At 58.3% G+C, this 9,428-nt stretch carries 9 protein-coding genes and 1 pseudogene; 6 read left to right on the forward strand and 4 right to left on the reverse strand.

What is annotated here, in order from left to right:
- Nucleotides 1–1,557 carry a trimethylamine methyltransferase family protein gene (locus tag AC0KW6_RS14440; RefSeq protein WP_323778848.1) on the reverse strand — a complete coding sequence of 519 codons (1,557 nt, stop codon included), beginning with the start codon at nucleotides 1,555–1,557 and terminating at the stop codon, nucleotides 1–3.
- Nucleotides 1,554–3,968 (reverse strand): GcvT family protein, encoded by a 2,415-nt coding sequence (locus AC0KW6_RS14445; RefSeq protein WP_474035262.1) that lies wholly within the window; start codon nucleotides 3,966–3,968, stop codon nucleotides 1,554–1,556. The genes AC0KW6_RS14440 and AC0KW6_RS14445 overlap by 4 nt, the downstream gene beginning before the upstream one ends.
- Nucleotides 3,969–4,094: 126 nt before the next feature.
- On the opposite strand from AC0KW6_RS14445, the gene AC0KW6_RS14450 reads away from it, so the two are divergent.
- From AC0KW6_RS14450 to AC0KW6_RS14465, 4 genes are read left to right on the forward strand one after another with little or no spacing between them, the layout of a single operon-like run.
- Nucleotides 4,095–4,289, forward strand: a complete 195-nt coding sequence (locus AC0KW6_RS14450) for a hypothetical protein (protein WP_474035263.1) — start codon at nucleotides 4,095–4,097, stop codon at nucleotides 4,287–4,289.
- A 15-nt stretch (nucleotides 4,290–4,304) separates the two neighbouring features.
- Nucleotides 4,305–5,300, forward strand: coding sequence for a TRAP transporter substrate-binding protein DctP (gene dctP / locus AC0KW6_RS14455; protein WP_323778852.1), 996 nt, complete (start codon nucleotides 4,305–4,307; stop codon nucleotides 5,298–5,300).
- A complete protein-coding gene (locus AC0KW6_RS14460; protein ID WP_323778853.1) occupies nucleotides 5,284–5,799 on the forward strand; it encodes a TRAP transporter small permease in 516 nt (171 codons plus the stop codon). Before dctP ends, AC0KW6_RS14460 begins: the two co-directional genes overlap by 17 nt.
- Nucleotides 5,800–7,089 (forward strand): TRAP transporter large permease, encoded by a 1,290-nt coding sequence (locus AC0KW6_RS14465; RefSeq protein ID WP_323778855.1) that lies wholly within the window; start codon nucleotides 5,800–5,802, stop codon nucleotides 7,087–7,089.
- A gap of 83 nt (nucleotides 7,090–7,172) precedes the next feature.
- Here AC0KW6_RS14465 and AC0KW6_RS14470 read toward each other — a convergent pair.
- Nucleotides 7,173–7,861 (reverse strand): annotated as a pseudogene (locus tag AC0KW6_RS14470) (IS6 family transposase).
- Between the two features lie 268 nt (nucleotides 7,862–8,129).
- On the opposite strand from AC0KW6_RS14470, the gene AC0KW6_RS14475 reads away from it, so the two are divergent.
- Together AC0KW6_RS14475 and AC0KW6_RS14480 are read left to right on the forward strand one after the other, a co-directional pair.
- Nucleotides 8,130–8,576 carry a hypothetical protein gene (locus AC0KW6_RS14475; RefSeq protein ID WP_474035264.1) on the forward strand — a complete coding sequence of 149 codons (447 nt, stop codon included), beginning with the start codon at nucleotides 8,130–8,132 and terminating at the stop codon, nucleotides 8,574–8,576.
- A gap of 20 nt (nucleotides 8,577–8,596) precedes the next feature.
- On the forward strand, nucleotides 8,597–8,749 hold the full coding sequence (locus AC0KW6_RS14480; RefSeq protein WP_474035265.1) for a hypothetical protein: 153 nt from the start codon (nucleotides 8,597–8,599) through the stop codon (nucleotides 8,747–8,749).
- 176 nt (nucleotides 8,750–8,925) lie between these two features.
- On the opposite strand, the gene AC0KW6_RS14485 is transcribed toward AC0KW6_RS14480, so the two are convergent.
- Nucleotides 8,926–9,428: IS3 family transposase (locus AC0KW6_RS14485; RefSeq protein WP_474035266.1), on the reverse strand; the 503-nt coding region annotated here is incomplete at its 5' end.

The following is a 9,428-nucleotide window of genomic DNA, read 5'->3' on the forward strand; positions in this document are numbered from 1 at the left end:
TCAGCTCTCCGGAGGTGCACCGCCCTCAGCGGTGCGCTTTTCTATGAACGCAGTTAAAGCTTCGGCCTTCGCGCCGTCGATATCAGGGCGCTTGTCGGCGGCAAGAATGCCCTTCCACACCGCCGTGGCGCGGGTGTTGGCGTCAGCTGCGCCGCGTTCCGTCCAGGTCCCGAAATTGGCGTAATCATGCACGACGGGTTCGTAGAACGCCGTGTCATACCGCGCCATCGTCTGGCTGGTGGCAAAGAAATGCCCGCTAGGGTCCACTTCGCTGATCGCCGCCTCGAAACCGATTTCGTCAGCGCTGGCGGTGTTGCCCGCGCAAAGCTCGGCGATCATGTTCAAAACCTCGACGTCGGTGACAAGCTTTTCGTAAGACACCGTCAGCCCGCTTTCGAGCCAGCCAGCGGAGTGGATGATCACGGACGCGCCCGCCATGAGACAGCCCCAAAGTCCCATCTGGTTTTCATTCGCCGCCTGCACGTCGTTGATATTGGAGGCGGACCCGGCCGCCGACCGCCATGGCAGGCCGGTAAGACGGGCAAGCTGCCCTGCCGCCAAACTGGCCTGAAAATGGGTGGGGGTTCCAAGCGCGGGCGCACCCGATTTCATGTCTACGTTGGATGTGAAGGTGCCGTAGCAGATCGGTGCGCCGGGACGGACAAGCTGGTTCAGAGTGATCGCGGCCAGCACTTCGGCATGGCTGAGCGTGATGGCCCCGGCCACGGTGATCGGGGCCATGGCCCCCATCAGGGTAAACGGCGTGACGATCGGCATCTGGCCATAGCGCGCAAAGTCGATCAGCCCCTGGGCCATGGGAATGTCCAGCGTACGGGGGCTGTTGGTATTGATGATGGTGTAGCAGTGAGGGTTGGCTAGAAACGCGTCGTCTGACAGGCCGCGGAAGTCTTGCAGCATTTCAAAGCTGTCCCTGACTTGTGGCGTGCCGCGCGAAAAGAAGAATGGGAATTTGTCGGTGAGGGTCAGCTGCGCCTCGACCGTGAAATAGTGGCGCAGGTTGGTCGGGATATCCTGCGGTTCGACCAGCGGCGAAACCATTTGGAACACGTCAAAATGGTGGGTGAGCTGAATCAATTCACGAAAGTCGCTGCCGCTGCCGGGCCGGCGTCCGCGCTCGAGATCGGTTGCGTTGGGGCAGCCCGCGCCGGGTTGGAAGGTCAGACAGCCCAACTCCATGGTGATGTCGCGCGCCCGCGCCCCGGCCATGCAGTTGATGGACTTTGGAGCCGAGGCAAGAGCCGCCTCAACCATATCTTGCCCGATATAAACCATCTGGTTGTCTTCATCGACGCGCGCGCCGCCCTGCGCATAAATTTTGCGCGCTTCGGGCAATAGCACCTTGACGCCCAGCTCCTGAAGAATGCGCAGGGCGGTTTGATGCATGTTCCCGATCTCGTCGCCGGAGAACACGTTCATCGTGGGAAAAGGGTTGCGCAGCTTGCTGTAGTTGACCGTGCGTTTAGAGGAGGGCGGCTTGCCATCTCCGCGCCCGCGCCGCCTCCTTACCCGTGGCTCTGCCGGGGTTTCGGGTGTCATCCTGCGCCTCGCATTCCTTTGCCTTCAGCGTCATAAGGAGAGGCCGCAATCACCCGCGCCGGACGTTCGGCGCCGACGATATGCACGGCCAATTCGGTGCCCTCGGCGCTGGCCGCTCGGTCGATCATGGCCATGGCCAGCGATTTGCCCACCGTATGACCATAGCCGCCGGAGGTGACAAAGCCCACCAATGCGCCGTCTTTCCAGACGGGCTCATAGCCGCTGGCATCGGCGTCCGATGCGTCGATTTCCAGCATCACGACGATCTGCTCCGGGCCATTGCCATCGCGTTCTTTCAAAGCCGCATCCCGCCCGATGAAATCGGGTTTGCTCCAGTCGATCCAGCGATCCATGCCGGTCTGCGCCGCCGTATAGCCTTGGGTGAATTCCGCACCCCAGATGCCGAAACTCTTTTCCAGCCGCAGACTGAGCAGCGCGTTGAAGCCGACCTCGCGCATGCCAAGGTCTGCACCTGCTGCAAGCAGGGTCTCGCGCAGGGTGATGTGTTCCGCTGCCGAGCAGTGGATCTCGTAGCCCAATTCGCCCGAAACCGAGAGCCGCCCGACCTTGGCGCGGATCAGGCCGACATCAAAGGTGCCGCAGCCCATGAACGGCAAGTCGCCAATCGGGCCATCCGTCAGCTTTTCCAGGACCTTCAGGCTGTTGGGGCCCGACAGGCTGAAGCCGACTGTTGCATCGGCGATGTCGCGAAGGATCACGTTTTCGCCCATATGGTCGGTAAACCAGCGCATGTGCCATTCGCGCAGGTAATAGCTGCCCATGATCCACCAGGTGCCATCGCCCCAGTTGAACACGGTCAGGTCGCCTTTCAACTTGCCCTCGGTTGACAGCATCAGGGCAAGGCGGGCGCGACCGGGGGCCGGCAGTTTCGAGGCCATGATCTTGTCGAGCCATGCTGCTGCTCCGGCGCCCGAAACTTCAAAGCGCGAGAACCCCGAGATGTCCAGCAGGCCGGCGGCTTCCCGCACGGCCTTGCATTCCTCCGCGACGATCTCATGCGCGTTTGAGCGTTTGAGAGTCGGCGCTTCGGTGAAATCAGCTGTGGGTGCAAAGTAAAGCGGCACCTCCAGCCCCCAGCTGGCGCCCCAGCGGCAGCCTGCCGCCGTCATGCCGGAATAGGCGGGGGCTTTCTTGAGTGGGCGACCAGCAGGCAGCTGTTCGTTGGGGTAGGTCATCACGAACCGGCGGGTGTAGAATTGTCCGGTCGTCTGCTTGATGTATTCCTTGTTCGCGGCATAGGGGCCGAACCGCGCCACATCCATGCCAAAGACATCGGCCTCAGGTTCGCCGTGGATCATCCATTCGGCCAGCGATTTTCCGATGCCGCCGCCCTGAAGGAACCCTGCCATCACGCCGCAGGCGCACCAATAGCCGGGCTTGCCCCGTACGGGACCAACCAGCGGATTGCCGTCAGGGGCAAAGGTAAAGGCGCCATTGACCCAGGTTTTCACGCCGACCTTCTGCAACGCCGGATAGCGTTCAAAGCCGAGCGTGAGTTCCTTTTCAATCCGGTCGGTGTCTTCCTGTTGCAGTTCAAATCCATATTCCCACGGCGCACCGTCCATCATCCAGTGCTCGTGGTCGATTTCGTAGATGCCCAGCAGCATGCCCTGCTGATCCTGCCGCATATAGGTAAAGCCTTCGAGGTCCACCGTCAGCGGCATTTCTTTGTCAAGCGCAGCAACTTCGGGAATCGTGTCCGAGATCAGGTAGTGGTGATTGAGCGGTGACACCGGCAGTTCGATTCCCGCCATGCGGCCGACCTGCTTGGCCCAGAGCCCCCCGGCATTGACCACATGTTCGGCATGTATCGTGCCTTTTTCGGTCACGACATCCCAGCCATCACTGGTCTGGATCAACTCCAGCACCCGGTTATGTTCAACCACTTCGGCGCCGTATTTCTTGGCGGCGCCGGCATAGGCGTGCACGGTGCCCGTGGTATCGACATACCCCTCACGTTCGGCATACATCCCGCCCAGAATGCCATGGGTGGACACCAGCGGGTTCAGTTCTCCGGCTTCTTTCGGACTGATCAGGCGCACGTCGTCGATGCCGATGGATTGGAAGGTGCGGTACGCCGATTGCAGCCATTCCCACCGATCCGGCGTGCCGGCAAGCGTCATGCCTCCCGTCATATGCATGCCGACCGACTGGCCTGATTCCTTTTCGATCTCTGAAAGAAGGTCAATCGTGTAGGCCTGAAGCGATGCGATATTGGGGTCTGCGTTCAGTGCATGAAACCCACCCGCCGCGTGCCAGCTCGAACCTGCGGTCAGGACGTTGCGCTCGATCAGGCAGACGTCTTTCCAGCCAAATTTTGCTAGGTGATACAATACCGAAGCGCCGACAACGCCCCCTCCGATCACCACGGCACGGTAATGTGACTGCATTGGATTTCTCCCTGATTTACGCTGTGTCTTCCGATTGCGTGAGTCACAGCCCTCGCATTGGACACTACTGTCCTTTATTTGTGGCCCACATTGGACACTACTGTCCATGTAAAAATGCCCGCCGCCATGATCCTTTTCGTTTTGCAATTCTGGCTTATCGGTGAAATCTATGCCGAAAAGCAGGACCAAAACATTCAAAACAGGTGGAAGAGTCCGGGCGGCACGGTTAAAGACGGTTCGGAAATTAACATTGACAGCATTGGACAGTCATGCCCAGACTGGGGCCACAATAGGATTCGGCGCGCCGTTGCGCTTAGATGACAGGGAAATTCGCAAATGCTCTTCAGGACTATTCTGTGCCTCGGCACCGCCTTGGCCCTCGCATCAGCCGCGCCCGCGATGGCGGAAACAACGCTGAAGCTGGCCACCGATTCAGGTGCCAAAGGCTCGCCATCTGGCGATGCGCTGGACCGCTGGGCAGCACTGATCGAGGAAGGCACGAACGGCGAAGTGCAGGTCGACGTGTTCTATCAGAACGAATTGGGCAGTCAGGCCGAGGTTCTGGATCTGCTGGTTGCCGGCGACCTGGATATGATGATCAACTGGCCGATCACCGCATATGACGAGCGTCTTGCCGTCCTTTTCACCCCATATATGGTCACCAGTTGGGAAGAGGCGCTGGAAGCCTACCAGCCGGGTGGATGGGTCAACGAGGTGCTGACCGATGTCTGGGCCGATCTCGGCGTCAAGTTCTTTGGCCCCTGGCCTGAGGGTTTCAACGGGATCGCCTCAAGAGGTAAATTCGCGATGTCGGCCGAGGAAGCGAAGGATCTCAAGATTCGCGTCCCGGCGATGTTCCCGATGGCCGAGTCGTTGCAGGCTCTGGGATACCAAACCGCGACCATCGACTGGTCAGAGGTGTTCACGGCGATCCAGACCGGGGTCGTCGACGGTGATGGCGCGAACATCATCTATTGGGACTACGAATATTTCCGGGACGTGCTGGATTACTACAACCAGATCAAGATGCAGTTCATCACCGGCGTCATGACGATGAATGAAGAATCCTGGGCTTCCCTAAGCGAAGACGAGCAAAAAGCTGTCGCAGATGCTGCGAATACGGTCATGAACGAAGCATTCGAACAGGCCAAGGAACGCGACCAGTATTACGTCCAGCTGGCCAAGGATGCCGGCATGACCTATATCGAGCCGACCGATGAAGAGTTGAAGGCCATGGCCGCGGCCGTGCGCGAAAAGGTATGGCCTCAGATGGAAGACCGTGTCGGAGAAGACATCATGAATAAAATCCGGGCCAATGCCGGAGACCTCTGATCTCAAGAATGGCCTCGCCGCCCGTATTGGCGAGGCCATCGCCGGTGTTCTCGATCTCGTAGCGATCGCCTCCTCGCTGGTCGTTGCAGGTTTGATGGCCTTCCTGGTTGTCGCCCGCTACTTGCTCGGCCTGTCCGTTGTTGGCCTGCATGAATTGATCATGCTTGCCGCTGTTGCTCTATACATGACCGGCGCCGTCATTGCGTCGCGCAAACGCGATCATCTGACGGTGGACTGGATCGCGGGAAACATCACCGATCCGCGGCGCAAGGCTGCGCATGATCTGCTGATCGCCACACTGACGATCATCATCACCATCTTCTTTATCGTCTGGGCCTATTGGATGTTTTCCTGGGGGCTGAAGCGCCCGCAAACGACCCCCGCCTACCAGATCCCGCTTTGGGTGCCGCAAATGGCGATCGGCCTCGCAGCCGTCGGGTGCTTTTGCTACGCGCTGCGCGATTTCATCGGCGCTCTCTCAAGGTTGAGGCACTCCTGAATGTATGCACTCGTCGCACTTCCACTTCTCATCATTCTCATGGGTATCGGCTTGCCTGTCGCCTGGTCCTTTGCAGGGGTTCTGGCGTATCTGACCTTTGTCTATGACGTGAACCTGAATACACTGATGCTGCAAGGCTTCCGCTCGCTCAACTCGCTGGTGCTGGTGGCATTGCCGCTGTTCATCCTGACGGGATACCTGATGCAGTCTGGCGGCATCGCGCAGCGCATCATTTCCTTTATCGAGCGGCTGGCGACCGGCAAGGGCGGCATGGGCACCGCGATGGTGCTGTCGTCCAGCGTCTTTGGTGCCATTGCCGGCACCGCGACCGCCGCCATCGCATCCATCGGTTCCATCATGACCGAACCGCTGGTCGCGCGTGGGTATCCACGGGGGCGGATCGCGGCGCTGTTGGGGATTTCATCGCTGCTGGGTATCCTGATCCCGCCATCCATCACAATGATCCTCTTTGCGGTGGTAACACGCCAGTCTGTCGCGGCGTGTTTTGCAGCCACCATTGGCCCCGCAATTCTGCTGATCATCGGTCTCATCCTCTACAACCGCTTCTTGGTTGGACGGGCCTTCGAGGAGCTTCCCGCGGATGAGAGTGCAGGGCCGCGCGAAAGTTTCGGTAAGGTGACGATCAAAGCGCTGCCTGCACTGTCGCTGCCGATCATCATCCTGGGCGGCATCTATGGCGGCGTTTTCACTCCGACCGAAGCGGCCGCTGTCGCAGCGGTTGCGGCTTTGATTGTCGGCGGGCTGATTTATCGCGAATTCACATTACGCCGCCTGGCGCGCAGCGTCGTTCAGGCGGCCGAGGCCACTGGCACCATCATTCTGATTCTGCTGTTTTCCTTTATGATCTCACGTATCATGGCATTCGAACGCGTACCGCAGGATCTGACAGAGGCGATTCAATCTGTCGTGACCAGCCCGATCGGTGCGCTGTTGATCGTCAATCTGGTTCTGATTGTGGCGGGTGCGCTGATGGACGACATTTCCGTCACCGTCGTCATTGCTCCGTTGTTCCTGCCGTTGATGGTGGCAAATGGCGTCGATCCAGTGCATTTCGCTGCGATCGTTGGTTGCTCGGTTGTCATTGGCGCAAACAGCCCGCCGGTGGCGCCGACACTGTTTCTATCCTGCAAGATCACGCGGGCACCCATCATGCAGGCCGTTATGCCCGCACTGGGTCTGATGACCTTTGTCGCATTCCCCGTCATGCTGATCACAACCTTCTGGCCGGATCTGTCACTCGCAATTCCTCGTGCGCTGGATTTGATGTAACGGGCATACTGAGCTTAGACCGCGTCGCCACCAGTCGGATTCAGGATACTCAGACGGTTCGAATGCGGCCTGATCCGCGCCCGTCAGGCGGTCATCTCGAATGCGTAGCGGTTCCAAAGGTCGAAGGCATCGGATCGGGCGTGGCGGAAAGACGATGGCGGCGGGGACGGAAGATCCTGTTGATCTGGTCATGTGCGGCCAGAAATCCCAGGGCCTGTTGGGGTGATCTGAACTGCCCCATGAGTTTTCTCGCCTCCGGACCAGCTGGTGCGATTTTTCGATCCTATTGTTGAAGCCCTTGTGCGCCCGAGGACCAGAATTCGCGGCAAAGCTGCGGATCGGCCTGATGTAACTCCGCAACTTGCCGGTGATCACGACCCGCGGCGCGCCAAACCGGTCGATCAGCCGCTTCAGGAACCGGCTGGCGGCCTTCGCCTTGCGTTGCTTTTGCCCGAGAATATCCTGCACGGTCCCACCCGCGTCGACCGCCCGACAGAGCCGGAACTTCACGCCATTGATCGGAACAACGGCTTCATCCAGTGCCATTTGCCACTGGTGCCCGGCCTGTCGCGCTTGATGCAACCGGCGAAAAGGCGGCCAATCCGGTTCACCCCGTTCCGCACGGTTTCCCGTCGGACGATCACGCCGCTTCGGCAAGCCGATCCGCGACATCCGCCGTGCTGAGCGCAAATCGATGATAGAGCCAAACCGCATAGGCGACGATCTCGCGAGGAAAACGGTAACTTTTCAGGCCAGGCAATGGGCAAGGTATCTTCTTCCCGGCGGCCTATGGGATAGCCGACCGGCAAACAAGTTGCCCCCTTCGGGAGAAACCCGAGGCGGCGAAAGAAAAAGACTCCAAGGAGAAGGAGCCGGCCCCCCTGCCGAAACCGGCCAGTTTCCCGATGCCATCCCCTGCCATTCGCGTGGCACGCCGTGGCACGGCCATGCCACGCCCCCTGCCATGGGCCTTTTTTTTGGACCTCTGGAACCCTTAAAAATATGGCTTCACAAGGTTCCAACACATCCAAATTGGCAAAATGTCAATTTTTACAATTAAATCAGCGCCTTGCGCTGATTGCAGCTTTCTGCGTGAGGTGTTGGACGGCATTCAGTACGTCGAAGAAGAAGGTGTCACAGCTATAGGTTTCATGTTCTTGAACCAGGCTCGGCAACTTTCCAAAGTCGATGATCTCCATCGTGTTTTTGATTTTCTTGATAGAGCCCCATCCGATTTGCGTTCGAAACTACTGGCACCATTCAGACATGACGATTTTGAAATGGACATGCTTGTAACAGGTGCTTGGTTGCGCGAACATGACAATGGAACCATTGACTCTCAGGTTCATAGCGCGACCTTCCGACGACTAGAAGAACAAGCCGTCAACTGGGCAGAAACCGATCTTGCTGTATGTTGTCGCAAGTATCAGGCAATCATACTGGACAAGTATATGTTGAGAAAGATGACGATGCTTCATTCAAATTAGCGCATGCAGACCTTGTCACGATGGGATTGCTTGATCCGATTCTTAGGCAAGAAGAGTATCTAGAAGGCCGTGTTGTAGAAAGACGAACCACTCCTGAAATTATCGGACACCAAATTTCAGAGTTGGGCGCATTTGTGAATGAGTTCATCAAAGATGAAATTTTCACCACCTGAGCACCAACATCGACACGATCTGGCTATACGATCGCGGACACCCAAATTATGTGGGCTGCAGCGTGCGTCCGGTTTGATTAAGCCGCGTCGCAGCATACGACGTTTCGATCAATGACTGGTGCGGGCCGTACATGCCTGGAGTTCGTCCCGATATCCGGACAGTTTGATTATTGACCCTATGCTGCGCTTTTCCAAGTCATGGTTTCGTAGGCTTGCGCGGGGGTTAGGTAGCCGATTGCGGAATGACGCCGCTGGCGATTGTAGAAGACCTCAATGTATTCGAAGATCGCCGCCTTTGCCTGGACGCGCGTTTTGAAGCGCTCCCTATGAACCAGTTCCTTTTTCAGTGATGCGAAGAAACTTTCCATTGGAGCGTTATCCAGGCATTCGCCCGTACGGCTCATGGATTGCGTGATGCGTGCCGCCCCGAGCAATTTGCGGTATTCTTCTCCTGCGTATTGCACGCCGCGATCCGAATGATGAATGAGCCCTGGAACCGGTCCACGGCGCCCCAGGGCCATGTTCAAGGCATCACAGCACAGTTCGGATCGTAGATGATCGTCCATTGCCCAGCCGACGATTTCACGTGTTGCCATGTCTTTGATAGCGGCGGCGTAGAGCCATCCTTCGTCCGTATCGACGTAAGTAATGTCAGCAAGCCAAACCCGGTTTGGAACGG

It is taken from the genome of Leisingera sp. SA215 (genome assembly GCF_055902035.1).

Coding starts and splice junctions, on each gene's coding strand:
- AC0KW6_RS14480 (WP_474035265.1), top strand. CDS start 8,597: ATGGGATTGCTTGATCCGATTCTTAGGCAAGAAGAGTATCTAGAAGGC.
- AC0KW6_RS14460 (WP_323778853.1), top strand. CDS start 5,284: ATGCCGGAGACCTCTGATCTCAAGAATGGCCTCGCCGCCCGTATTGGC.
- dctP (WP_323778852.1), top strand. CDS start 4,305: ATGCTCTTCAGGACTATTCTGTGCCTCGGCACCGCCTTGGCCCTCGCA.
- AC0KW6_RS14465 (WP_323778855.1), top strand. CDS start 5,800: ATGTATGCACTCGTCGCACTTCCACTTCTCATCATTCTCATGGGTATC.
- AC0KW6_RS14475 (WP_474035264.1), top strand. CDS start 8,130: ATGTCAATTTTTACAATTAAATCAGCGCCTTGCGCTGATTGCAGCTTT.
- AC0KW6_RS14450 (WP_474035263.1), top strand. CDS start 4,095: ATGATCCTTTTCGTTTTGCAATTCTGGCTTATCGGTGAAATCTATGCC.
- AC0KW6_RS14440 (WP_323778848.1), bottom strand. CDS start 1,557: ATGACACCCGAAACCCCGGCAGAGCCACGGGTAAGGAGGCGGCGCGGG.
- AC0KW6_RS14445 (WP_474035262.1), bottom strand. CDS start 3,968: ATGCAGTCACATTACCGTGCCGTGGTGATCGGAGGGGGCGTTGTCGGC.